The organism is Cochlodiniinecator piscidefendens, assembly GCF_011326755.1.
GTDB lineage: Bacteria > Pseudomonadota > Alphaproteobacteria > Rhodobacterales > Rhodobacteraceae > Cochlodiniinecator > Cochlodiniinecator piscidefendens.
This window is the reverse complement of sequence record NZ_JAAOIE010000009.1, coordinates 57,983-82,441: the sequence shown is the minus strand read 5'-3', so window position 1 is coordinate 82,441 and position 24,459 is coordinate 57,983. Positions and strand designations below refer to the sequence as shown.

Annotated in this window: 23 protein-coding genes; 8 read left to right on the top strand and 15 right to left on the bottom strand. The window is 54.1% G+C overall.

The features are described 5' to 3' along the window. Window positions 1–47 precede the first annotated feature (47 nt). The 6 genes from G9C99_RS16715 to G9C99_RS16690 all read right to left on the bottom strand — a co-directional run bounded on the left by G9C99_RS16715 (window position 48) and on the right by G9C99_RS16690 (window position 6,352). A complete protein-coding gene (locus tag G9C99_RS16715) occupies window positions 48–974 on the bottom strand; it encodes a hypothetical protein (protein ID WP_166418674.1) in 927 nt (308 codons plus the stop codon). A 60-nt stretch (window positions 975–1,034) separates the two neighbouring features. Beyond that, a complete protein-coding gene (locus G9C99_RS16710; protein WP_166418673.1) occupies window positions 1,035–2,351 on the bottom strand; it encodes a TRAP transporter large permease in 1,317 nt (438 codons plus the stop codon). A 5-nt stretch (window positions 2,352–2,356) separates the two neighbouring features. Continuing rightward, window positions 2,357–2,887 (bottom strand): TRAP transporter small permease, encoded by a 531-nt coding sequence (locus tag G9C99_RS16705; protein ID WP_166418672.1) that lies wholly within the window; start codon window positions 2,885–2,887, stop codon window positions 2,357–2,359. A gap of 70 nt (window positions 2,888–2,957) precedes the next feature. Beyond that, window positions 2,958–3,920: a TRAP transporter substrate-binding protein gene (locus tag G9C99_RS16700; RefSeq protein WP_231704112.1), complete on the bottom strand. Its 963-nt coding sequence runs from the start codon at window positions 3,918–3,920 to the stop codon at window positions 2,958–2,960. A gap of 52 nt (window positions 3,921–3,972) precedes the next feature. Next, the gene (locus G9C99_RS16695; RefSeq protein ID WP_166418670.1) at window positions 3,973–5,214 is read right to left on the bottom strand and encodes an NAD(P)/FAD-dependent oxidoreductase; all 1,242 of its coding nucleotides are present in this window, start codon (window positions 5,212–5,214) and stop codon (window positions 3,973–3,975) included. Continuing rightward, window positions 5,207–6,352 carry an enolase C-terminal domain-like protein gene (locus tag G9C99_RS16690; protein WP_166418669.1) on the bottom strand — a complete coding sequence of 382 codons (1,146 nt, stop codon included), beginning with the start codon at window positions 6,350–6,352 and terminating at the stop codon, window positions 5,207–5,209. The genes G9C99_RS16695 and G9C99_RS16690 overlap by 8 nt, the downstream gene beginning before the upstream one ends. Before the next feature lie 105 nt (window positions 6,353–6,457). On the opposite strand from G9C99_RS16690, the gene G9C99_RS16685 reads away from it, so the two are divergent. Further along, complete coding sequence (locus G9C99_RS16685) at window positions 6,458–7,360, top strand: LysR family transcriptional regulator (protein ID WP_166418668.1); 903 nt, start codon at window positions 6,458–6,460, stop codon at window positions 7,358–7,360. A gap of 521 nt (window positions 7,361–7,881) precedes the next feature. On the opposite strand, the gene G9C99_RS16675 is transcribed toward G9C99_RS16685, so the two are convergent. From G9C99_RS16675 to G9C99_RS16665, 3 genes are all read right to left on the bottom strand, one after another. Then, window positions 7,882–8,325 (bottom strand): hypothetical protein, encoded by a 444-nt coding sequence (locus tag G9C99_RS16675; protein ID WP_166418666.1) that lies wholly within the window; start codon window positions 8,323–8,325, stop codon window positions 7,882–7,884. A gap of 22 nt (window positions 8,326–8,347) precedes the next feature. After that, a complete protein-coding gene (locus G9C99_RS16670; protein WP_166418665.1) occupies window positions 8,348–8,833 on the bottom strand; it encodes a hypothetical protein in 486 nt (161 codons plus the stop codon). Between the two features lie 203 nt (window positions 8,834–9,036). Then, window positions 9,037–10,728: a thiamine pyrophosphate-binding protein gene (locus tag G9C99_RS16665; RefSeq protein ID WP_166418664.1), complete on the bottom strand. Its 1,692-nt coding sequence runs from the start codon at window positions 10,726–10,728 to the stop codon at window positions 9,037–9,039. 149 nt (window positions 10,729–10,877) lie between these two features. Between G9C99_RS16665 and G9C99_RS16660 the strand changes: the two genes are divergently transcribed. From G9C99_RS16660 to G9C99_RS16650, 3 genes are read left to right on the top strand one after another with little or no spacing between them, the layout of a single operon-like run. Beyond that, window positions 10,878–11,576 (top strand): GntR family transcriptional regulator, encoded by a 699-nt coding sequence (locus G9C99_RS16660; RefSeq protein ID WP_166418663.1) that lies wholly within the window; start codon window positions 10,878–10,880, stop codon window positions 11,574–11,576. Between the two features lie 12 nt (window positions 11,577–11,588). After that, window positions 11,589–12,341 carry an aspartate/glutamate racemase family protein gene (locus G9C99_RS16655; RefSeq protein ID WP_166418662.1) on the top strand — a complete coding sequence of 251 codons (753 nt, stop codon included), beginning with the start codon at window positions 11,589–11,591 and terminating at the stop codon, window positions 12,339–12,341. A 44-nt stretch (window positions 12,342–12,385) separates the two neighbouring features. After that, window positions 12,386–12,790: a hypothetical protein gene (locus G9C99_RS16650; protein WP_205859879.1), complete on the top strand. Its 405-nt coding sequence runs from the start codon at window positions 12,386–12,388 to the stop codon at window positions 12,788–12,790. A 16-nt stretch (window positions 12,791–12,806) separates the two neighbouring features. Here G9C99_RS16650 and G9C99_RS16645 read toward each other — a convergent pair whose 3' ends face one another. After that, window positions 12,807–13,670 carry a LysR substrate-binding domain-containing protein gene (locus G9C99_RS16645; protein ID WP_166418660.1) on the bottom strand — a complete coding sequence of 288 codons (864 nt, stop codon included), beginning with the start codon at window positions 13,668–13,670 and terminating at the stop codon, window positions 12,807–12,809. Window positions 13,671–13,817: 147 nt separating this feature from the next. Between G9C99_RS16645 and G9C99_RS16640 the strand changes: the two genes are divergently transcribed. Genes G9C99_RS16640 through G9C99_RS16625 form a run of 4 tightly spaced genes read left to right on the top strand, consistent with a single transcriptional unit; the run spans window position 13,818 to window position 18,017 of the window. Continuing rightward, the gene (locus tag G9C99_RS16640; protein ID WP_166418659.1) at window positions 13,818–15,164 is read left to right on the top strand and encodes an MmgE/PrpD family protein; all 1,347 of its coding nucleotides are present in this window, start codon (window positions 13,818–13,820) and stop codon (window positions 15,162–15,164) included. Window positions 15,165–15,174: 10 nt separating this feature from the next. Then, window positions 15,175–16,140 carry a D-2-hydroxyacid dehydrogenase gene (locus G9C99_RS16635; RefSeq protein ID WP_205859878.1) on the top strand — a complete coding sequence of 322 codons (966 nt, stop codon included), beginning with the start codon at window positions 15,175–15,177 and terminating at the stop codon, window positions 16,138–16,140. A gap of 2 nt (window positions 16,141–16,142) precedes the next feature. After that, window positions 16,143–17,681, top strand: a complete 1,539-nt coding sequence (locus tag G9C99_RS16630; protein WP_166418657.1) for a trimethylamine methyltransferase family protein — start codon at window positions 16,143–16,145, stop codon at window positions 17,679–17,681. A 3-nt stretch (window positions 17,682–17,684) separates the two neighbouring features. Beyond that, on the top strand, window positions 17,685–18,017 hold the full coding sequence (locus G9C99_RS16625; protein WP_166418656.1) for a hypothetical protein: 333 nt from the start codon (window positions 17,685–17,687) through the stop codon (window positions 18,015–18,017). On the opposite strand, the gene G9C99_RS16620 is transcribed toward G9C99_RS16625, so the two are convergent. The 5 genes from G9C99_RS16620 to G9C99_RS16600 are packed head-to-tail and all read right to left on the bottom strand — an operon-like array spanning window position 18,014 to window position 24,325. Then, window positions 18,014–18,760 carry an endonuclease/exonuclease/phosphatase family protein gene (locus tag G9C99_RS16620; protein WP_166418655.1) on the bottom strand — a complete coding sequence of 249 codons (747 nt, stop codon included), beginning with the start codon at window positions 18,758–18,760 and terminating at the stop codon, window positions 18,014–18,016. The two genes, G9C99_RS16625 and G9C99_RS16620, sit on opposite strands and share 4 nt — an antisense overlap. An 18-nt stretch (window positions 18,761–18,778) precedes the next feature. Continuing rightward, on the bottom strand, window positions 18,779–19,519 hold the full coding sequence (locus tag G9C99_RS16615) for a maleate cis-trans isomerase family protein (protein WP_166418654.1): 741 nt from the start codon (window positions 19,517–19,519) through the stop codon (window positions 18,779–18,781). Continuing rightward, the gene (locus G9C99_RS16610) at window positions 19,516–20,583 is read right to left on the bottom strand and encodes a pyridoxal phosphate-dependent aminotransferase (RefSeq protein WP_166418653.1); all 1,068 of its coding nucleotides are present in this window, start codon (window positions 20,581–20,583) and stop codon (window positions 19,516–19,518) included. Before G9C99_RS16610 ends, G9C99_RS16615 begins: the two co-directional genes overlap by 4 nt. Further along, window positions 20,580–22,229 carry a hydantoinase B/oxoprolinase family protein gene (locus G9C99_RS16605; protein WP_166418652.1) on the bottom strand — a complete coding sequence of 550 codons (1,650 nt, stop codon included), beginning with the start codon at window positions 22,227–22,229 and terminating at the stop codon, window positions 20,580–20,582. The genes G9C99_RS16610 and G9C99_RS16605 overlap by 4 nt, the downstream gene beginning before the upstream one ends. After that, entirely contained in the window at window positions 22,226–24,325 is a 2,100-nt protein-coding gene (locus G9C99_RS16600; RefSeq protein ID WP_166418651.1) for a hydantoinase/oxoprolinase family protein, read from the bottom strand. The genes G9C99_RS16605 and G9C99_RS16600 overlap by 4 nt, the downstream gene beginning before the upstream one ends. Window positions 24,326–24,459: the final 134 nt, after the last annotated feature.

Genomic DNA, 24,459 nt, shown 5'->3' with positions numbered 1-24,459 from the left:
GTGCATGTCTGGACGGCGTAGCGATGCCCATTCGCTGCGCCGTCTTTTTATTGGGGTGCGCGGCTTATGGGGCGCCGCGCAAACACCAATGGCGTGGCATACATCGGCACCTGATACATCGCCACAAACAGGCTAAAGAACGGATCAAACGGCAGCGCCGCAATATAAAGCGCGACATTGCGATTGCCCCACATCAGGCCAAGCGCGCCTGCGGTTTCATCAGAGGTTGGGGCGATTTTACGGACCATGATGTGGCTGCCAAAATTGAGCGTCATTGCAAAGCAAAGCACCAAGGCCGCCCGCAGCGGATCTGCCAATATCGCAACCCCAACGCCGTCAAACAGCGGCAGTACAAACAGCACCATTGTATAGGCGGAAATGGCGTCAAATTCGTACTTAAGGGCGGCAATACGACTGCGGCCCATCAGCATTTGAATGATCGCCCCCATCAAAAGACCGCCGCCAATCATTCCGCTAAGTTTGAGGATCAGCGCTGTGGTGGTTGGGCTGGGCAGGTCAGGCAGCAAAACGCCTAACATGATCGGCCCTGTCAGTGGCGCCATAAGAGTTGCGATCAGCGTAACTTCGAGCGCGCGCCGGGCGTCATATCCAAGGATAAAACACAAACCCGCCGCCGAAGATAAAGGCGGCGCAAGCGCGAACAGAACCCCGGTAATGACATAGGGTTGCGCCAAAGGAAGCGTATTCAAAAGCACATACATCACCAAAGAGGTCAGCGGCATAATCAGCAGGCTGGTGATGACAAGGCCTGCAACATGGCGCAGGGACAGCAGGCCGTGCGCAAATGAAATCAGATCAATCCGCGCGATAGAAACCCCCAGAACCATGACAATCAAAAGCGGCAATAATGGGCGCATTAGGGTCGAAATCGAAGGCACAAACAGCGCGGCGATACAGCCCAAAATGAGGATGTAACGGGCGCGCTGACCAGACCAGATTAGGAAGTGATGCATAAAGGTGTTCCAAAAAAGAACGCGCCGTAAAGGCGCGTTCAGGTGGTGTCATGACCGCATCTAACCGCCGCCGGCGACTTGTCGCATATTGTCTGGCAGATAGGTTGCGATCTCTGGGAAGAAGATCAACAAGAACACCATCACAACCATGATCCCAAACAGGGGCAGGGCGGTTTTGGCGATATATCCCATTTCGTGTTTCGTCATGCCCTGAAGGACAAACAGGTTAAATCCGATCGGCGGCGTGATTTGGGCCATTTCGACCACCACCACAATAAAGATACCAAACCAGATCAAATCAATCCCGGCGTTCACGATCATCGGTTGCACGATGGCCATGGTCAAAACAACGGATGAAATCCCGTCGAGGAACATGCCAAGCACGATGTAAAAGAACATCAAGGCAACCAAGAGCGAAAACCGCGACAGTTGCAGCGTATCAATCCATTCGGCCAATGCACGCGGAAGACCGGTAAAGCCCATCGCGAGGGTCAGCGCCGTGGCCCCCATGAGGATCAGCGCAATCATCGCAGAGGTGCGTGTCGCGCCAAGCAGGCTTTCGACGAAGGCTTTCCACGTCAAAGACCCCTGAACGCCCGCCAACAGCAACGACCCGATAACGCCAATCGCGGCGGCTTCGGTTGCGGTGGCAATGCCGCCATACATCGACCCAATCACCGCGAGGATCAAAATGATCACTGGGATCAGGAACCGCGACTCCGCTATCTTTTCCCCAAAGGACATTTTTTCGGCGATCACCGGAACTTCGGATTTGCGCACAAAGGACCATGCAGCCACGTAGGTCATGAACAAAAGCGCCAGAACCAGACCCGGCAGAAGCCCCGCGATAAAGAGCGCGCGAATGGATTGTTCGACCGCAACACCGTAAACGATCAAGGTGAGCGAGGGCGGGATCATCAGGCCAAGGGTAGCCGCACCAGCAAGGGTGCCGATGATCATGTATTCAGGATAGCCACGTTTGCGCAGCTCTGGGATCGACATTTTACCAACAGTGGTCAGGGTCGCCGCAGATGATCCGGACACCGCCGCAAAGATGGTACAGCCCACGATATTTGTATGGACAAGCCCACCGGGCAGGCGTGACATCCACGGGGCAAGGCCGCGGAACATATCCTGGGATAATCGACTTCGATAGAGGATCTCGCCCATCCAGATGAACAGCGGCAAAGCGGTCAATGTCCAGCTGGAACTGCCGGTCCAAATCCGGGTGAGCATCGCATCACCTGCAGGCCGTGAGGTGAACATTTCTAGCCCGAGGTAGGCCACACCAAACAGCGCCAAGCCAACCCAAACCCCTGTGCCCAGTAAGAAAAACAGCGCAAACAGGAAAATGCTGATCAGATAAAATTCTTCCATATCAGTTACTCCGTATGCGCATCGAGCGCTTCTTCTTGAATGTTATGATTGCCGACAAACAGCAACCGCACGAGGTGATCGATAAAGGCAATCGCCAATAGGCACACACCCGCGACCATGGCCATTTGTGGAATCCAAAGTGGGGTTGCATCCTGTCCGGGGCTGATGTCGTTCCAACGGATCGACCCCATCATGGTTTTGATCGCGTAATAGGCAAAGAACAGTGACAGAAACGTCCCAACGCTAAAGCACCAGATTTCACCGATGCGGCGGTATTTGCCCAACGCGGACAACAGCAGGCTGACCCGAATGTGGTTGCCTTTGTTCAGTGCATAGGCCAGCGCCAAAAACGATGAGGCGGCCATGCAGTAACCTGCGTAGTCCGGCGCGCCAACAAAGGCTTCGCCAGTCCAGCGTGCCACCATTTGCACGACGATCAGGAATAAAATTGCGATTAGAAAAAGGGACGCAAGTATGCCCCCTGTGAGATACAGCCCGTCCAGAAACCGGCGTGCTGCTTTGCCGAGGTTGGTCATCTGTCCCGTCCCTTTGTTATGAATTGCCCCCGACGAAAGGTCACCGGGGGCGCTTAAGGATCAGATGATCTTAGTTAGAAGAGGCGTGGAACGCGTCAACAATGGCCTGACCTTGATCGCCCGTCGCTTCGAGCCATTCATTGGTCATGATCACACCAAATTCACGCAATTCAGCGGTCAGACCTTCGCCTGCTGGGCCAACGGTCATGCCGTTTGCAGCCAGTTCATTCAGGGTAAAGTCTGTGTACTGAATGGAACGCCAGTCGCCTGCGTATTCCGCAACAACAGAACAGCCGTTCATGACGTTTTGGGTTTCTGCGCTGAGACCGTTCCATGCATCAAGGTTCACGAGAACGTAGTTGCGTGGCAACCATGCATCAACTTCGTAGAAGTGTGACAGGCTTTCCCAAACTTGGCGGTCATATCCGGTTGAACCAGAGGACACCATGGATTCCGCAACACCTGTTGCAAAGGCTTGGCTGATTTCAGCGGCTTCGATCTGTACTGGCAACATGCCTGATAGTTCGGCCAAACGCGCAGTTGCGTTGTTGTATGACCGGAACTTGATGCCTTCCATTTCAGCAACAGAGTTGATTTCGCGATCAAAATAGAGACCCTGCGCTGGCCATGGCACCGCATACAAAAGATGCAGGTTTTGTTCAGCAAGCAGATCAGTCAACGGGCCTTTGGCCGCTTCCCACAGACGCTCTGAATCATCAAATGATGTTGCGAGGAACGGGATGGAGTCAAAGCCAAACAATGCGTTTTCATTCTGGTGACCAGACAAGAGGCGTTCGCCGATATTGACCTGACCTGTTTGAATGGCGCGTTTGATTTCAGCACCGGCAAACAATGAGCCGCCCGGGTGCGTTACGATTTCAAGATCGCCGCCAGTACCCGCAGTCACGCATGATGCAAACTCAGCGCCAACAGCAGAATGGAAGTTGGTCGCGGAATAGGCCATTGGCATGTCCCAAGTTTCTGCGAAACCCGCAGTCGCGCCCATAGCAACGCATGCTGATGTTGACAGCATCGCAAGTGTTTTAGTGATAGATTTAGTCATTCTTCATCCTCCCAGATGTCGTTTAGTTAAATCGTGATGGATCAAATGCAGAGAGATCCAAGTTCGTGCCGTTGCGTGTTATGAGATCCGCAATAAGTCGACCCGTCTTTGGGCCACCAGTCAAGCCTATATGGTGGTGTCCAAAACCTGCAAACACGCCAGAGTTGTTGATTTCTCCGATCAGGGGCAGGCTATCTGATGTGGCAGGGCGATGACCCAGCCATTCTTCTGTGTCGCTGAATTGAAGGCCCGGAAAGGTTTCCATGACCTTTTTCTTCAAGAGGGCCAGAGGGGCCTTTGAAGGCGTGTCGTTCAATCCGCCAAACTCCACCACACCCGCACAGCGCAAACCGTCTTCCATTGGGGTGGCGACAAATTTTCCGCCGGCAATCATCAAGCAGGACTTCAGCGTAAAGCTGGGGTCTTTGAACATGATGTGATAGCCGCGTTCGCTTTCGAGTGGGACGTTCAGACCGAGTTTTTTGGAAAGCTCTTTAGACCACACGCCCGTTGCCAAAACCGCAGCTCCACAGGCGATTGGGCCTTGTTTGGTGATGACTTCGGTGATGCGGCCGTCAGTCAGCGTGATGTCGGTGACTTCGGCTTGGCGTAGGGTGCCGCCCTCGGCTTGAAAGACCTCCGCCAGGGCCTGCACGTATTTACCCGGCGCGCGCACGTAAGCATGGTCTTTCATCAGAGCGAGGCATTGGATGTTGCTGTTAAAGTTGGGTTCATAATCATGCACGTCTTGGCCGGTGATGACATCAGGCGTGAACCCCGCTTCGCGGCGCAATTCCCATGTGTAGGCATCAGCGTCAAAAGCGGCGCGATCGGTGTAGGCAAACCCGTATTCTGAATCTGTGATCCAGTCTTCGGCTGTGGTGCCTTTGACCAATGATCTATGTTGGTCTTTGGTATCTGAGGTGATGTCAGCCAAACCACGCGAAATGCGGCGGGTGTCTTTATCATTGGCGTGGGACAGATATTTGATCAACCACGGGGCCAGTTTAGGCAGATAGGGCCAACGCACAAACAGCGGGAAGTTCGGGTCCATCAACATCTTTGGCCCCTTCATCACGAGACCCGGTGCAGTGACAGGCGCAACCGAACAGGCCGCCAAAATCCCACCATTGCCATAAGAGGTGCCCATGCCCGGCGCGCCCTTATCTAAAACAATGACCTCTTTACCCGCACGACGCAGCCAAATCGCGGCGGACATGCCGACAATTCCGGCGCCAATAACGATGGTGGGTTTATCAGCCATTTGACATCCCCTGTGTTGGCCCTGTGCTGGTGTGAATGGCGTATTTTGCGATCTTGTCCTCGTCAGGCTTAATGCCAAGACCCGGCGTTTGTGGCACTATGACTTGACCATTCTGAATCTCAAACGGGGTTTCTAGAATATCCTCGACCAAGAAATAGCTGGCTTGGTAAAATTCGCAACCAAGTGTGATTTCCGGAGTCGCGGCAATCATATGTGTGCCTGCCAGATGGGCGATCCCAGCCTCAAACATGTCACCCCCATAGGCCGACATGCCAACGGAATTGGCCATGCGCGCAACGGTCTGTGCGCGGGTCAATCCGCCGGTTTTCATGATTTTGATCGATACACCATCGGCAATACCCATGTTGATCGCGGTTTGCATATCTTCGGGGCCAAAGACGCTTTCATCAGCCAACAGCGGGATATCAATGCTGTCGCGTATATGGGCCATCAGGCTGCGCAGGTGCGCTTTGACCGGTTGTTCGATAAAGGTCGGGGCAAACTGGGCGATGTCCTGAACGCATTGCAGCGCATTGTCGTGGTGCAGGCCTTGATTATAGTCCACGCGAATATCAAATTCGGGATATTCTTTGCGCAGGCGTTCCATGCGCATCATGTCATAGGCGTGGCCCTTGAAACCCGTTTTAACCTTAATGATCCGAACGCCATCTTCGCGCAGGCGATCCATGAGCGGAACATCTTTTTCAAAATCCGGGTCAGCGATCGAACACGACAACGGAATGCTGTCGCGGCATTTGCCACCGATCAGCGCCCAAACCGGCAGACCTGCAATGCGGCCCTGAAGGTCCAGCAGAGCGGTTTCAAGCGCGGCCTTGGCCTCAGTGCAATGGGCAACGCAATAGGTGGCGTCGGCCATGATGGCTGAACGATCGCCAATCTCACGCCCCACCACATGCGGGCGCATATAGCGATCAAGCGCGGCAAAGCTTGCTTCAGCGGAACCGGTAAAGACCGACCAGCTTGACGCTTCGCCATATCCGACGGTGCCATCCTCAGACGTGAGGCGCACAACGACGATATCGACCGAATGTTCGACCGATCCGATGCCATGATCGCGGCGGGCATTTACTGGAAGTTGCAAGTGCCATACGGCCATCGCAGTAATTTTTTGAGACATTGTTAGATTTCTTTCCCCGAAGTTAACGAAGCCTGACAAGTCGCAAGCATCATTTCAAATATTAATTTGTGGCAAGATCATCATAAAAAATGATATAGATGCCGTATGTCGCTTAGATTTCGCCAACTTCAGGCCTTTCATGCCATTGTCGAAACCGGAACCGTCACGGGTGCCGCCGAACAATTGGGTATTTCGCAGCCAGGGATTTCCAATCTTCTGGCGCAATTGGAACGCCAAACGCGGCTGAAACTGTTTGAACGCTCCAAGGGGCGGCTCGCTCCGACGCCAGAGGCGGGTGTGCTGTTTCAGGAAATTGACACCGTTGTGCGTGGGTTGGATCACGTTTCGCAAGCGGTGACAGATTTGCAAAATAAACAGTCCGGGCAGTTGCAGGTGGCATCGCCGCATTCGCTGTCGTTTGGGTTTATGCCGAAACTAATTGCGCGCTTTGCCAAGGATAAGCCGGACCTGTCGATTGCCTATCAGTCGAACTATTCCTCAAAGGTGCAGGAATGGGTTTTGGCCGGATTGTTTGAAGTGGGGATTTGCGAATTGCCCATTCTCTACGATGCCTTTGATACGCATATTCTACATTTTGAAACGCTCTGCGCCTTGCCGGCTGACAGCCCGCTTGCGGAACATGATGTGCTGACGCCAGAGATATTAGAGGATCACCCGTTCATCGTTATGGGCCCAGATCACATGACCCATCGGCGCACGCGCGAAGCGTTTCACAATGCCGGAAAACGCTGGCGTACGCGGGTGCATTCGCATCTGTTCAAAAACAACCTTAGCTTTGTCAAAGAGGGCATGGGTGTTTCCCTGCTCGACCCGTTTGTGTTGGCGTTTGATTTTGAAGGTGGCTTTATCACCCGCCCGTTTCGCCCGGCCGTTGGGTTGGAAATGGCCGTGATCACCGCCAAATCCCGCCCCCTGTCGACACTGGGCCAAGAGTTCAGAGAGCTGCTGCTGAGTGAAATACAAACCTTTGCGGTACCGCAGGGTTAAATAAAATCATTCGCGCAAAGGTCAATCTACCGGCGCCACTTTTTATAAAGTGCACGGAGCAGAAGTATGCCAACGGGAAACGCACCAAGCGTTATCCAAATCTGAATAAAAAAGAACATGATAAAGGCATCTGCTGCGGACCCGGACAGATCAAAAAACAACAGGGTGCATGTATATTCTCCGCCACCCGCAGATTCACAGATACCAAATAGGTGGAATGTTTTTAGAAGAGTGAACCAAAGGCCAAATAGGCCGATGGGGAACAGCCATATGGCAAGAGTGGTGAACCACGTAAAAAACGCATCATTTTTGATTTTTGATGCAAGTGTGAAACATATAGCACAATATGATATTAAAGCTAAAAAGATCAAAACTCTGGTCCAATATGTAACCCAATACGGCTTTGGTTCAATTGGCTTAGCCATTCTGCAACGAGGCTAATTTTCAGAAAATCGCGAAGATCTATCCTTAGCGCAAGCGTGTATTGTGGGCGCGCAACAGCGACGCCCACTTCGATGAACTTAGTATTCAAAGTTGCGTTGATTGGATTGCATTCTGAGCTCTTGAGTTTCCATTCCCTCTTGCCAAGCAATGTTAACATCGCGGCACCGCAGCGTCAGCGTATCTGCAGGCGCATCTAGGTCAAGCTGTGTGAAGTAACCGAGGTTCCGCTTGAGCCGGGTGTCACCCAAATAGAGCGATGCTGAGCGCAATTGTTCGCGGGAAACGATGCTGATAATAGAAACGCCTTCGGTGTAGAACCCACCGCAAACACCAACTTTTCCGTTCATGTTGACAATGCTATACAAATAGGTTGTTTCCCCTCTGCTGGCCCCGCCCCAAGAGGTTCGCGTACCTTGTACGTCATCCGTCAGTGGAATGTGTGCGGTATCGGCGAGTGTCGCGGATGTTGACCCAACAAGAGCAGCTGCAACAACGATGGCGCTTAGTGTTTTTTTGATCATGTAAATGTTTGCTTTCTTCGGGTTATCTATTGGCGATTAGGGATCGAACAGCGTTGATGAAGTGATAATCATTGGAATGAACTGCCGCCAGAAGCCTGCGCTTTTCTTCAATCGTCAGGCTTTCGTAATCGATATCCGGAATGCTGGGCCTGGCCAAAGCGCGTAGCAATTGGCGTTCTTGTCCCGGGGTGAGTTCCGCAGGGGGATCATTACGACCTAAAAGCTCGCGCAGCGTTGGTGCAGAGCTTTCTAAAGATTGATTTTCCGCATTAAACTCTTCGATTAAATTCAGAGCAACACGCTCTTCCCCGTAAGTAAGTGATATTATGCGAGCAACAAATTGCCGTTGCTGCCGTGAAGTCATTTCCACTGAATCTGTAGGGATATTTAAGCTATTTAAAATATGAACAACGCTAGGACGCAATGGTTCGATGTCTTCTGCGGGTGTCATCGTGGTAAAGGCAAGCGTTGCAATCAATGCCCCAGCGGATAGATGTGTCAGCTTCAAAATTTTATTCCTCATCAATCAATAAGCATAAAATATACGCTCAAACCTTACGTTGATGGGGTATAAGTTCGCGATTTCATCTCGTCTAGTGGTTGTTTATGGACGCGCTGATACGCCTCATATTTTATGTGAATAAATGGGCTGCATTTCGCCTTGGTTCTGAAAGGCCCGCCCCCAAATCCAGTTCAGGGGCGGGCGATATTTTAGCCCATCCAGCGGCGCACAGGGGCGTTGGATTCTTCTAGGGGCTGCACGATGACGTCGATCAATGTGGGGCCGTCGTGGTCGATTGCTTCTTTCAGGATGCGGGGCAGATCATCTGGGTTTTCCACGCGCCAGCTTTTCACACCATAGGCGGCAGCAACGGCGGCCTGATCGGTGCGGTTAAAGTCGACGTTGTAGTAACGCGCGCCTTTGTCGGCTTCTTGGCTCGCTTTGATCCAGCCAAAGTTTGAATTTGAAAACACGATATAGGTGATTGGCGCGCGGTGGCGGGTGACGGTTTCTAGCTCACCACAGGTAAAGCCAAACGATCCATCGCCCATCATTGCCACAACTTTGGAGGTTGGGCGGCCAAACCATGCACCGAGTGCAGCAGACAGCGAATACCCCAATGCCCCATGGGCGCGGTTGGTGATAAAGTGACGGCCCGCTGTAGGCAGCTGATAATACGCTGAGAAATAAGGACAGCTGGTGCCGGGATCAGAAACCACTGTGGCGTCTTCGGGCAGAACCTTCATCATGGCGTCAATCACCCGCTCCGGGCGCATTGGCAATTCATTAGACAGGGCCAGTTGATCAAAGATTTCGAATTTGCGCTTTTTGATGTCAGCAATCGCAGCGGCGCCCCCAAAGGTGGTTTCGCCTTGGCCGCGTTGATCAAGGATCGTGTTTACCTCAGCCAATGCCAAACGCAGATCGCCCACAACGCCAACTTCGGTGCGGTAGTTTGCACCGATGACCATTGGGTCATTGTCAAAATGCACAACACGGGTGCCGGGGGCAGGGGCCTCCCAACGGGATGTGGTGGTGGAACCAGCCCGCGCGCCCATAAAGACGACGAGGTCAGCGGCCTCCATCATTTCCCAAGTTTGATCAGTGCCGCCGTTTGAGCCAACAACACCCAAACATTGCGGGTTGGTTTCAGCCAAAGAGCCTTGACCAGAAATCGACGTTGCCACAGGAATATCAAGCCGGGTCGCAAGGCGGTTCAATTCGTCCATCGCGCCAGCAATCACCACGCCACCGCCGCAGATGATCAGCGGGTTTTTCGCAGACAGGATCGCGTCAACAGCAGCCTCTGCCGCGCCCGGCTCTGGGGCTTGGGGGTAGGCGGGGTAGGACGTGTGTTTTGGGTCCGCCCAGATATCGCTTGGATCAACATCCTCATATTGGATGTCATAAGGCAGGCCCAAATGCGCCGCACCTGAGCGCCCAGTGGTCATTGCGCGAAACGCTGTGCGTACCATACGCGGGATATGTTCGGATTTTTTGATCACGGTGTTCCACTTGGTCAGTGGTTTCATCAACGCGTCTTGGTCCACTTCGGTCAGCGGGTATTTTCCGTAGGATCCAACCGAAATATCGGTGGTGATGCCCAAAACCGCATAGGAACTTTCGCTGGCTTCGATCAGGCCTGGTAGAATGTAGGTCGCGCCGCCGCCTGATGGGCCCTCGGCCACACCAACACGTCCGGTCACGCGCGAATAGGCATCAGCCATATAGGTCGCGCAGCGTTCGTCGCGGGTCAAAACATGGGTCATTTTATGATCAAGTTTATGCATCGCGTCATAAAACGGCAGGGTCGTGTCGCCACACAGGCCAAAGATATGCTGAACGCCGTGCGCCTCTAGCATCCGTACCATTGCTTCTGCGCCATTCATTTTATTGGTCAAAGCATCACCTATAGGTTGGGCCGCATTTGCGGGGAAATTGGGATTTGAAAAATTGTATACAGCAAAAAATACAAAAGTGAAGACAAAAATATTGCACCCTGTTTGGAACAAGGCTATGCCTAACGCGATAGCTTTTAATGGGGCCAAGGATGACCAAACCAGAAAGCAGCGTTGACCGCGTCTATGTGTGTCTGCGCGAAATGGCGGTGAATTTTGAGTTCAAACCAGAGGAGCGTTTGAACGAAAGCGCGCTTTCCGCCAAGCTCGGCGCAAGTAGGACGCCGCTGCGCGAGGCGCTGAATCGTTTAGTGGCCGAGGGGTTGTTGACCTTTAAAAACGGGCGCGGATTTTTCTGTCGTTCGCTCAGCCCTGCGCGGATTTTAGAACTTTATGAGGCGCGCGCCGCGATTGAGACAGAGGCGGTGATCCGAGCGATTGAGCGTGCGTCTGACGCGGAGATCGACGCGGTTGCAACTTATCTGGAGGACTCTGAGGCGACTTATGGCGCCTGTGATGATCTGCCAGAGCTGCTGCGGATGGACGAAGAATTTCACACGCGTCTTGCGGAGCTATCTAACAATGCTGAGCTGCTGCGGATGTTGGCAAACCTGAATGACCGCATTCGTTATGTGCGGCTGGTGAACCTGCAACTTTTGCACGCCAACCGTGGTAATCTGGTGGATGATCGCTCAACACTTTCGGCACATCGCGTGATCATGGAGGCCATTCAGGCCCGTGATACAGGGGCCGCTGTCACAGCGCTGCGCGGCCACATTGAACGCCGCCGCGAAGAAACAACAGAGGCGGTGCGCATCGCCTATTCTCAACTTTACGTTCCGGTCCATTAAAGGAGATCCGTGATGTCTGTCGTACATGGTGGTAAAACGATTTACGGTGCAAATGTCGGTATTTTGATGCTGGAAACCCAATTTCCACGCATTTTTGGCGATATTGCTAATGCTGCGACCTGGCCGTTTCCGGTGCAATATCGCATCGTGCGAGGGGCAACGCCAGATAAGGTCGTGCGCAATGATCCGCGTCTTTTGGTCGATGATTTTATCGCCGCCGCCAAAGATCTGGTGGCGCATGGCTGCGATGGTTTGACGACAAATTGCGGGTTTTTGGCCCTGATCCAAGATCAGATTTCAGAGGCGGTTCCGGTGCCTGTGGCGACATCATCCCTGATGCAAATCCCGATGGTGCAAGCGCTGCTGCCAAAATCAAAACGCGTTGGCGTGATCACCATTTCTAAGGCGACTTTGACACCTGCACACCTAGAGGCCGCCGGCGCGCCGCTTGATACGCCGATTGTGGGCACTGACAATGGCCGCGCGTTTACGCATGGTATTTTGGATGACCAGCCCAGCATTGATTTTGAGGCAAGCCGCCTTGACCTCTTGGATGCCGCGCGCGATCTGGTCACGCAAAATGACGACATTGGTGCAATTGTTTTGGAATGCACCAACATGACGCCATACGCCGCCGACATTCGCAAACTGACAGGCCTGCCGGTCTATTCAATCTATAGCTTCGTGCGGTGGTTCCATCAGGGACTTGTCCCGGATCGTTTTGAATTGGATTTGGATGATCCACTGCTGAATTTGGCGCGGTAGTTTTGTTATAATATAACATAATCTGCATTATTAAGATAAGGTTGATGTCTTTGAGCGATCCTTTGGTTGGTATAATTGATGCTGTACTGGATAATTGCGACCCTAACTGCGCTCATGACCTTCTGTATAGCTTCAGTTACGCCGCTCTGACTGACCTTTATCCGGAGACTCTTGAAAAATGCTCGGATATTTCAGCCGACAATTTAGCGGCCCTTCGCCTAATGCACAAAGGAAAATCACCTGCCGAGGTGTTTGATATAATTGATAAAACGACGAGTTCGCAGGAGTTTCTTCTGATGAATTTATACCAAGCTATTCAAGAAACTTCTGATTTGGATAGCGTAGATGAATTGATCTTCGGACTTTGGGAGACGCTCGAGCGTGAAGGCTATCCGAAGCTAGTTATTCATGACGTTTTTAAGAATGCACTTGTGCAGTTTCATTTATAGAACCTCTAAAAACTGGCTACTTTTCAATCAGCCACGCCTTAAATAGTCGTGCTGATGGGCTAAGGGTGTCGCCACCATCGCTGAGGTAATAGCCCCAGGGGCTGGCGATCTCTAGATCAAACGGTTCAACCAAACGGCCTTGGGTGACATAGGGCGTCACGACGGATTTCAACAGAGCAACGCAGCCCATGTTTTGTGCTGCAAACTCCAACGCGACGTTTGAATTGCTGGTCTTTAGGCCGCCCTGCATTTGCAGGTTTGAACACCCGAGCGCCTCTTCCACCAATTGCCAATAAACGGGCCGCCCTAGAACATGCACCAATGTCGCCTGCCCCAGATCATCCGGGGTTTTCAGGTGTGTTTTGTGATAGCTCGGACTACAGGCCAGCGTTACGCGTTCATCCCAGAGGGGTATCGCGTGGGCGGGCGGTGTTGCGGTTTCCTCTAACGTGATGCGCAGGTCTGCGACGTTGTCTTCGACATCGGTCCAGACTGTGCCGTGTAGAGTGATGTCGATGTCTGGATGCACTTCGCGAAAGGTGCGTATCTGCCCCACGAGCCAAATTTCCGCCAAAGAAATCGGACTGGAAATCACCACCTTTTTTTCGTGTTGCTCGGCCATGATGCTTTCGGTGGCGGCATCAACCTGTTGTAGGGCTTGGCGCACGGTGGGCAGGTACGCCTCGCCCACACCGGTCAGGGACAAAGACCGCGGATAGCGCACAAACAAAGGCCGACCCAGATAATCCTCAAGCGCGCGAATATGGTGGCTGACAGCGGATTGCGTCAGGTTCAATTCATCTGCCGCAGCGGTAAAGCTAAGATGGCGGGCTGATGCCTCAAACGATCTGAGAAAACCAAGGTTGGGCAGGTGCTTCATGCGTGATCCCTTTGCCGGTGCAGACCAAATGCGCAAATATTTATGGCCCAATGCCCCCTTAAATATCGCGCATCATGGGGCTGGTAAAGTGAACCCTAACAGGTGTTTCATATGGCGCAAGAAACAGTTGCATAGGATCATGCGCCCATGGGAACGACATTTGAAAACCTCGTTGAATTCACGCTGCACAAACCGGCAGAGGATTTCCCCGAAAAGACCCGCCACTATGCGGCGTTGATGTTGCTTGATACCCTTGGGATTGTGATTGGCGCTGGCCCGATGGACGCTGGGGTGATTGCCCGCGAAACGGCGGTGGCGCTGTATGGGTCTAGCGATGCGGCAAACACCGCGCGTATGATGTTTGATGGCCGCAAGGTCAGCGTGGCCGGGTCTGCCTATGCGTCCGCCACGCAGACCGACAATCTGGACGGCCATGATGGCTATAATCCAACCAAAGGGCATATCGGTGTTGTTGTTGTGCCAACCTTGGCCGCGATTGCCGAAACAATCCCAGATTTTTCCGGCCCCGAAGCCTTGGCCACGGTGACCGTTGGGTATGAGGTCGCGGGGCGTGCGGGTATTTCATTGCATGATACTGTGTCTGATTATCATACATCTGGGGCGTGGAACGCGCTTGGTGTGGTGGCGATGATCGCGCGGATGCGCGGCATGTCTGCCGATCACATGCGCGAGGCAATGGGCATCGCAGAATACCACGGCCCACGCAGCCAAATGATGCGGGAAATCGCAACGCCAACCATGTTGCATGATGGGTCAGGCTGGGGGGCTATGGTGGGTGTGTCGTCCTGCGTTCTGGCGCAAAAGGGATTTACCGGCGCGCCTGCGATCACGATTGAAGAAGACCGCGTTGCCAAACATTGGGACGATCTGGGGTCGTTCTGGCAGATGGAATTACAATACGTCAAACCCTATCCGATTTGTCGCTGGGCCCATGCTTCGATTGATGCAACGCGGGCGCTGATGATCGAACATGGCCTGACCCACACCGACATCAAACATATTCAGGTGAACAGTTTTCATGAGGCCGCCTGCCTGTTCCCAACAATGCCTGACAGCACGTCAAAGGCGCAATACGCATTGCCGTTTGCCGTGGCAACACAGGTGGCTTATGGGCGCATCGGGCTTGAACATATTTCGGGTGATGGCCTGAGCGACCCACTGGTTGAAAACATTCTAAACCGCATAACAGTGACGGAAACCGAAGGGCATTCATCGCGCTTCCCGCTTGGGCGTTGGGCCGATGTGCAGATCACGTTGAACGATGGAACAGTGCTCGACTCCGGTGATACCCATGCGCGCGGCGGCCCCGAAGCCCCGCTGACGGATGAAGAGGTGATTGCAAAGTTCATGGAATTTGCCACACCTTCATTGGGCGAAACCCGCGCAGCGGCGATCCGGGATGCAGTGTTGGGGTTGGAACACCCAGACAGCAAATTCTCAGACCTCGCGGCGCTGATCTTTGACGCCCCATAAGGAACAGATGATGAAATCCCCCGTTGTAATCCTGCATACAGATAACCCGGAACCGTCCCGTGCCGTATTGGCGCGCGCGCATGGTGATTTGGATATTCACACCTGCGACAGCTACGCCGCCCTGCCCGACCTTGTGACTGAAACCGGGGCTGAAGTCGTATATTCCGTGCGCTTTGCGGGCACCCCAAATTTTCCGCGTCAGGCCCTAATTGATGCGCCATCTGTTAAATGGGTGTCGATTGGTGGATCGGGCACAGATCATATGAACCCGTGGAATGTGGATGACATCACGATCACCAATGCGGCGGGTGTTGCGGCGGATATGATGGCGCAATATGCGCTTGGCGCGATGTTTCACTTTTCGCTGGGTTTACCGCAGTTTCGTGCAGCCCAAACCCGTCGGGATTGGACATCGGCCAAGGTTGAGCCGATTGACGGCAAAACGGTTCTGATTATCGGTGTAGGTCAAACCGGGCTGGCGGTCGCTGCGCGCAGCAAAGCTATGGGTCTAAACACCATTGGCGTGCGTGCCCGGCCCAAGGACACTGACAATGTGGATGAGGTCCACGGCATGGACGCCCTGCCCGACCTATGGGAGCGCGCCGATTTTATCGTGACCTGTGTGCCCCTGCTGGACAGCACGCGGGGTATCGTGGGGGCTGATGCGTTTGACGCAATGAAGCCCGAGGCGGTGATCATTGATGTGTCGCGCGGCGGTGTGATTGATGAAGTCCCGCTGATCAGCGCGTTGAATGAGGGCCGTATTCGTGGCGCAGCCCTTGATGTGTTCACGGTTGAACCTCTGCCGCAGGATCACGCGCTTTGGGGTTTTGATAACGTGATTGTCACACCGCATTGTTCGTCCGTCTATGAAGGCTGGGATCTAAAATCAGTTGAGATGTTTTCACAAAACCTAATGCGGTATCGTCAGGGTGAGCCCCTGACAAATATCGTCAATCCAGATCGGGGATACTAACCATGGCACGCGAAAAAAGAGCAGGCGGTCGTCGCGGAAAATCATCACGTTCTGGCGCAGGGATTGACCAACTTCCTTGGCAGCAGGTGCAAAACACCTACCCTAAATTTGAACTGCTCAATCCCGATCAAATGCAAAAGTTGCATGATACATCCATGCGGATTTTGTCAGAGGCCGGCATCCGCGTGATGGGTGACAATGTGATGGATCTGTTTGAACAGGCCGGCGCCATTGTTGATCGCGATACGCAAACCATCCGGATGGATGAAAGCATCGTAAATGAGGCCCTGAAAACGGTCCCGTCCGAATTTACCCTGACCGCGCGTAATCCGAAAAAACGGATCACCATGGGCGGCAATAACATGACTTTTGGTCTGGTGGCGGGTCCGCCCAATGTGCACGACCGGATCAATGGCCGTCGCCAGGGCAACTACACCGATTACTGTAACTTCATCAAATTGGCGCACCATTTCAACGCGATTAATCTGATCGGCAATCAGGTGATGGCCCCGATTGAAATGCCCGCCAATTCGCGGCATTTGGATACCTATGCGGCCAATCTGACCTATAGCGATCTGTCGTTTCACTGCACTGCAATTGGCCGTGGCCGCGCGATGGATGGCATCAATATGATGGCGATCACTCGCGGAATTTCGGTCGAAGAGATGGCCAAAGACCCCGGCGTGATCACGATCATTTCGGTGAATTCCCCGCGTCTGTTTGATGACGCGATGGGCGATGGTTTGATCGCGATGGCCGAACACGGTCAGCCGGTGACGGTGACACCCTTTACCCTGATGGGGGCGATGACGCCGGTGACGTTGCCTGCGGCCTTGGCCCAGCAAAACGCCGAAGCGCTGTTTGGTGTGGTGTTGACGCAGCTGGTGAACCCAGGCGCGCCGGTGATGTATGGGTCATTTACCTCTAACGTGGATATGCGCTCAGGTGCGCCTGCCTTTGGTACACCTGAAAACGCAAAGGCTAATATCGTCGGTGGTCAATTGGCGCGGCGCTATGGCATTCCCTATCGGACCTCAAACACCAATGCGTCTAATGCGGTGGATTTGCAGGCCGCTTATGAAACGATGATGTCCACGTGGGGCGCTGTTTTGGGTGGGGCAAATATCGTCTACCACGCGGCAGGTTGGCTTGAGGGTGGTTTGACTGCCTCTTATGAAAAATTCATCATGGATGTTGAGATTATTCAAAATATGATCGAATTCCTGAAACCGATGAAGTTCGACACCGATGAACTGGGTCTTGATGCGATCAAGTCAGTGCCAACTGGTGGGCATTTCTTTGGCGCGGAACACACCATGGCGCGCTATGAAACCGCGTTTTATAAACCGATGTTGTCGGATTGGCAGAACTACGAAAATTGGGAAGCCGCCGGCGCCAAGGATGCGCTTGAGCGCGCAACCGCCCTTTGGCAGCAGGCGTTGAAGGATTACGAAGAACCCGAAATGGATGTTGCAATCAAGGAAGAACTGCACGCCTATATGGCCAAACGCCGAGAAGAGATCGGTATGGGAGAGCCATAAAACATGCCACATGCAGAGCTAAAATATTCGGATGATTTAGGATTGGATGCAGGACCCGTTCTGGTCGCGATTGAACGGGTCCTGCAGCAACATGATGCGGGGTCAGGCGAATGCAAAGGGCGCGCCTACCCTACCGCAATTTACCATCATTCCCATTGTTTGGTGGAAATTGCCATGTTGACCAAACCGCACCGTGATCAGGCATTTACAGATGCGGTGATCGCCGACCTTGAACGTGAAATCAAAACCCATATTCCTAAGCCCTGCTTTTTCTCGCTGGATGTTCGCTATTCCGGGGCGGGATATATCACCAATTCCCATGTGATTGAGGGTTAAATAAAATCAACGATCAGGGGAAAATGATCTGACGCGCAATGCGCGCGATCGGATGTGATGGCTTGGACATCACCGGCATGAGACGCCACAGCTGGGCTGGCAAAAACGTAGTCAATTCGACGATTTAAACGACGGCTGTGATCGGCTGGCAGGCGGCTGGGATGTGTCCAGCAAACACCGCCCCGGCTGGCGTGGTGCAGATCAATGAAACGGGTGTTCATCTCATCAATGGTGTCGAATTGCAGGCCAAATTCGCTTTCGTCATCTGTGTAGGGGTCAAAACAGCTGAGGGCGTTAAAATCCCCTAAAATGATCTGCGGACCACAGCTGTCTTGATAGGATAGGACGGTTTTTATTTCTGCCAAACGCCGTGCCTCATCAGTGGAATGAAGATGCACGTTGCAAATTGAGATTGGGCCAAGTGGGCTGTCGGCATCTAGTGACAGTGCACCGGTTTCAAACGCCTGCCCTTTGAAGCGATGAATATTGCGGATCGGATACCGCGAAAACGTCACGACATTGTAGCGCTTCCCATCGTCAAATGGCGGGGCTTGGGTCACGGCATAATATGGCAATCCAAGCGTTTTTGAGATCTGCGCGGCAACGGCAGGGTCATCGAAACCATTCGCCTCCTGAAGGGCGAGAATATCCGGGCTGCCGTATTGAATGACCTCTAAAATGGCCTCAAGGCGTGACGGTCCACCGGGCATGGGGTGGCCGCCGCACAGGATATTGTAGGTCATTACCCGCATCATTCGCCCCTAAAGGTGATCGAACAATTGCCCCGGTGCCCGGTCGTGGCGCGCAATGGAAAGGGCCTGCATCAGGCTAAACATCATCGCTTGGTTAGAGGTCACGACAGGTTTGCCCAATGTGTTTTCCAGACGCTCAATCACTTCAACCGACCGCATATCCGTGCAGGATAAAACGATGGCTTCGGCTTCTGGATGATCGGCTTGCAGCGCAAGCGCATAGACCTCATCCGGGGTCAGTTCGCCTTGGCCGTAGTTGCCCAATGGCCGACCAATATCCGCGCAATTGACGGTTTCAATGCCATTGATGCGCAGAAAATCCATCGCCTGCACATTGATTTCCCCCAAATAGGGCGACGCAAACCCAACCTTGGCCGCGCCAAGCGTTTTGATCGCATGAATAAGCGATCCCGCAGCGGTTAGTGAAACCGCCCCCGACCCCGCTTTGATTTTTATTGCAAGCTCTGCGTCAAACTCTGGCCCGTGGGTCAACGTGGCTGAGGTGCAGCCGTATAAAATCACGTCGGGGCGCACACCTGACAGCAGATAAAGATCACCGCTGATATCAGAGGCACCCAGCCCCGCCATTTGATCAGAACCGGGAATTTCATCAACGTCATAGCCCCCCATGCGTTGAAAATGCACTGTACAATTGGGCGGGCGCAGCAGCTCCATATCCGGTTCTAGATTGGTGTTGGTAAAGGGGACAAGCACCCCGATTTTGGCACGTGTACGGGTTTCTGGGGTCATGTCAGGGCCTCTTTGATAATGGCGGCGGCGCGGTCCATGATGGGGGCGGAACATATGGTTGCGCGTAGGCAATCGGGCAGGTTGTAGCCCCCCATGCCCCGCATCATCAGCCCATTTTTGCGCAAAGCCGCGTCAATCTTTTGCGCGGTGTCCACATCCCTGAACCGCATCAAAACAAAGTTGGTGTGGCTGTCTGGCGTATCAACACGTGCTGCGCGTACCTGTTGAATAAACGCATCGCGAATACCTGCGGTTTGGCGGACCACATCGCGCATATGGGATTGATCGTGCATCGCGGCGGTGGCGATGGCTTGGGCCGGTATCGAGATATTATTCGGGTTCAAAAGCTTGCGCACCTCACCCCCGATTGCGGTTGGGAAATATCCCCACCCGACACGTGCACCGGCCAATCCATAAGCTTTGGACAGCGTGCGCATAACAACGGTGTCGCCGCGTTCGACCAGCGCGAAAACCTCAGCCGGGTCATGGGCTTCATCTGCAAACTCTGCATAGGCCTGATCAACCACCAAAAGCACGTTTTCCGGCAGGGTTTCACGCAAGCGCAGGATGTCTGCATTTGGGATGACAGTGCCTGTCGGATTGCCCGGATTACACAGGAACACAATTTTGGTTTTTGCGGTGACGGCCGACAGGATGTCGTCAATCGAAACGGTCAGGTCCACTTCGCGGGCTTTGACGTAATCAGCCCGTACCTGCGCGCTGGCGGAGGACACAAAAGCGTATCCGTAATCCGTGCCCAGCACATGATCCCCCGGCCCGGCATAGGCGCGGATTAGACAGCCGATCAGTTCCATTGATCCTGCACCACACAGAATGCGCGCGGGGTCTAGGGCGTGAACATCTGCAATCGCGGCACGTAATTCAGGCCATTCTGGATCAGGATACAGCGGCAGCTGATCCATCACCGCACGACCTGCCGCAATAGCGGCCGGACTGGCGGGAAAGGCGCTTTCGTTTTGGGCCAGTGAAATCGTGTCTGGCCCGCCGAGGTCTGCCAAAGCATAAGCGGCCATCGCCCCAACGTGAGAAACAGGTTTGATCATGCGTTTTCCTCGTATGCTTTGGCGCCTATATCAGTTACTAATCCGCGCTTTAGATCCGAATTTAAGGCCTCTGGATCACGCAGGTTGGGCGCGCCAAACCCACCACCGCCAGGGGTTTCAAAGATCAGGTAATCATCCCCTTCGACACGCAATTCGCCTTTGCCCGGAATGTCATTTTCGCGGCCTCTAATGCGGATGCGGCCGGGTGCGCCGGGTTGCCCGCCCATACGCCCCAACGCGGGGAATTTCAGGCGTTCAACCGATAGAAACACGATGAAGGGGGCATCATTGGCCGCGCTCATTTCAATCCGTTGTCCTAACCCACCACGGTATTGCCCGGCTCCGCCGCTGTCTGGGCGCAGCTCGCGCCGCCACATGATGACGGGGGCAACGGATTCCGTGATTTCCACTTGGGAGCCATAAACCCCTGAAGGATAGGCCGTGGCGGATAACCCGTCTGCGTGCGGCCGTGCACCGGTACCGCCATTGTGGACTGGCTCAATCGCAAATTCCTGCCCACCATCGCGCGCCACTTCTGGGGCGTGGCGCATCGGAAGGTCAAACATACACGATGCCCCCTCTGCCGGGACAAGGTCAGGCACGGCCTGATGCAAACACCCAAGAACAAGATCCGGTGTCACCTGCCCCAATGTGTGGCGCATCGCAACGGGCACGGGGCGTTGGGCGTTTAGGATGCATCCCTTTGGCCCCGTCACTTTGAACGGCTCTAATGAGCCTGCGTTGTTGGGAATATCTGGCCCCACAATGCAGCGCATCGCAAAGACGGTATAGGCCGTCGCGTAGTTCAGCGGCACGTTGATGCCTTTGCGTGAACAGCCAGACGTGCCGTCAAAATCCACCAACAGCTGATCTTTGCTGACGGTCAGGGTCGCATGCAGTTCCAGTTCGTTTTCGTAGCCATCCATGCGCAGCATATTCTTGTAGGTGCCTTCGGGCAGCTCTGCGATGGCATCAAGCGTACCCTTGCGCGACGTGTCGATGATGTAGGTTGCAAGTGCCTCTAAATCATCTAGGGCGAATTCATCCATCATGCCTAGCAGACGTGTGACACCCGCCTCACAACAGGCGATCAGCGCGTAAATGTCGCCCTCATTCGCGATGGGTTCGCGGGAATTGGCGCGCACAATGTCCATCAAAAGGCTGTTCAACTCCCCTTGATCCACCATCTTACAAGGCGGGATCAGCAGGCCTTCGTCATAGATGTCAGACCCTTCGGGGCCCATGCCCAGACCGCCCAAATCCACCAAATGCGAGGTGCAAGAGGTAAAGCCAACAACTTTGCCGTTTTTAAAAGCAGGCATCATCAGCAGAAAATCATTGAGGTGACCCGAGGCAAGCCAAGGATCATTGGTCATGTAAATATCGCCCGGTTTCATATTCTGCACAGGAAAGCGTTCGCGCAGGGTTAGTACCGCTTCGGCCATGGTGTTGATGTGACCGGGGGTGCCGGTGACGGCTTGGGCCAACATGCGGCCTTGGGCGTCAAAAATACCGGCGGAAATATCACCACATTCGCGCACGATCGGCGAAAACGCCGCGCGGATCAGCGTCTGACCTTGTTCTTCGACCACCGCCAACAGGCGGTTCCACATCACTTGAAGGCGGGCGGGGGAAAGATCGCTCATTCTGTGTCTCCCTTTTGGTCTTGGATCAAAATCAGGTTGCCAGCGCCATCGACACGGACGGAAAAATCGGCACTGACCAATGTTGTGGTTTGCGGTTCAGTAATCAGCGCAGGCCCCTGAACATGATCGCCGGGCGCAAGGCTGTCACGCGCCACAAAGGCGGCTTGTTTTAACGTGCCGTCCACATCACAGGTGATGGGGCGGGTATCGGTTGCCTTAATCGTGTTCAGATTGGGCGCGGGCGGAACGCGGGGAATGTCCCCATCAGGGGTTGCAACCCGCACGGCCCAGTTGAGGATTTCAATCTTCATCCCCGGTACAGGGCGCGAAAACTGTTTGCGGTATTCTTCTTCGAAGGCTGCCGTCAGCGGGGCGATGTCATCTAGGGTGAGCGCGCGATCTGGCAGATCAATTTCGATTTCATGACCCTGACCATTGTAACGCATAAAGGCGGTGCGTTGGGTGAGGGTTGGCGCATCCCCTGCCCCTTGGGCGACCACGGCGCGGGCCTCTGCAATCATCTGATCAAACAGTGTGTTGATCGCGGCGGCGTCCAATGTATTGAGCATGGAATATCGGCTGCGCACGATTTCGAAACTGACAGGCGCAAACAAAAAACCAACGGCAGAGCCAACGCCTGGATTGGGCGGAATAACAATCCGGCTCACGCCAGCAGAGCGCGCGACGCGGCTTGCGTGCAGTGGGCCGTTGCCCCCAAAGGCGATCATGGTGCGCCCGCCTAGATCCTTACCGCTTTCGACAGCATGCATGCGTCCGGCGCTGGCCATGCTTTCGTCAACAATACGGCTGACGCCATCAGCAGACCCGACTGCATCAAGTTCCAATTTCGATCCAATAACGCGGGTTAGAGCCTCTTTTGAACCTTCTGGGTCAAGTGGGATATGCCCCTCGGCAAAGGTGTCAGGCACGATATAGCCAAGGGTGATATCGCTGTCCGTCACCGTTGGATCGGTTCCGCCGCGCATAAAGGCCACCGGGCCCGGTTCAGATCCGGCACTTTGGGGGCCAACGGTCAGGCGGCCCAGCCGATCAACCCCGGCAATTGATCCGCCGCCAGCGCCGATCTCGATCATTTCAATCACAGGAATGCGCACTGGCATGCCCGACCCTTTGATAAACCGGGCGGCGCGGGCAATTTCAAACTGGCGCGATGTTTGTGGACGGGCGTTGTCGATCAGGCACAGCTTGGCGGTGGTGCCCCCAACATCAAAGGACAGGACCTCATCCAATCCTGCGCGTGCTGCGATACGCGCGGCCAAGATGGCACCGCCTGCCGGGCCAGATTCAACCAATCGAATGGGAAAACGGGCCGCTGTTTCAATGGTGCACATACCACCGCCTGCGGTCATCATCAAGATTGGGCAGCTCACCCCATCGTCGGCAAAACGCTGCGCGAACCGATCAAGGTAGGTTTCCATCAGTGGTTGGATATAGGCGTTTGCAACCGTGGTGCAGAGCCGGTCAAATTCACGAGCCTCCGGGCTGACGTCTGATGAAATAGACACCGTGACATTGGGGCATTTGGCGATGATCGCATCGCGCAAGGCCCGTTCGTGGGCGGGGTTTGCGTAGGAATGCAGCAGACAAATCGCAACGGCTGTAGCGCCGCTGGCGGTCAGTTCCGTGATCATCGCGCAAACAGATGCATCATCCAAAGGGATCAGCGTTTCGCCTGAGGCCGACATCCGTTCACGTACCGTCAAAGACAGATCGCGCGGCACCAGCAGGTCAGGTTTTTCCAGATTGATGTCATATTGCGAATAGCGCCGTTCATAGGCGATTTCCAAAATGTCGCGAAACCCTTCGGTGGTGATCGTTGCCACCACAGCGCCGCGCCGTTCAATCAATGCATTGGTCGCAAGCGTCGTGCCATGAATGAACCCAGTCACCTCTGACAGGGTGCGCCCGGTTTGTTCCATCACCCGTTCCGCGCCTTGCATAGCGCCATCTGCGGGGTTTTCGTGTGTGGTTAGCGTTTTGGTCGATGCAAGGATCGTATCAACGCCGCTTACCAAAACGGTATCAGTAAAGGTGCCACCAATATCAATGGCCAGACGCAAAGCTTGGGATGTCATGAAGGTCTCAGCAGATCAGAGTTTTAGTCACAGGGATGGGGCGCGCTGTTGCGCGTGTTGCCTCAATGAGGAACGAGGTCACATCCCGTTGCGCGCCGATCAAGGCGTGGTGGCGTAATACTCTTCATGGCGAA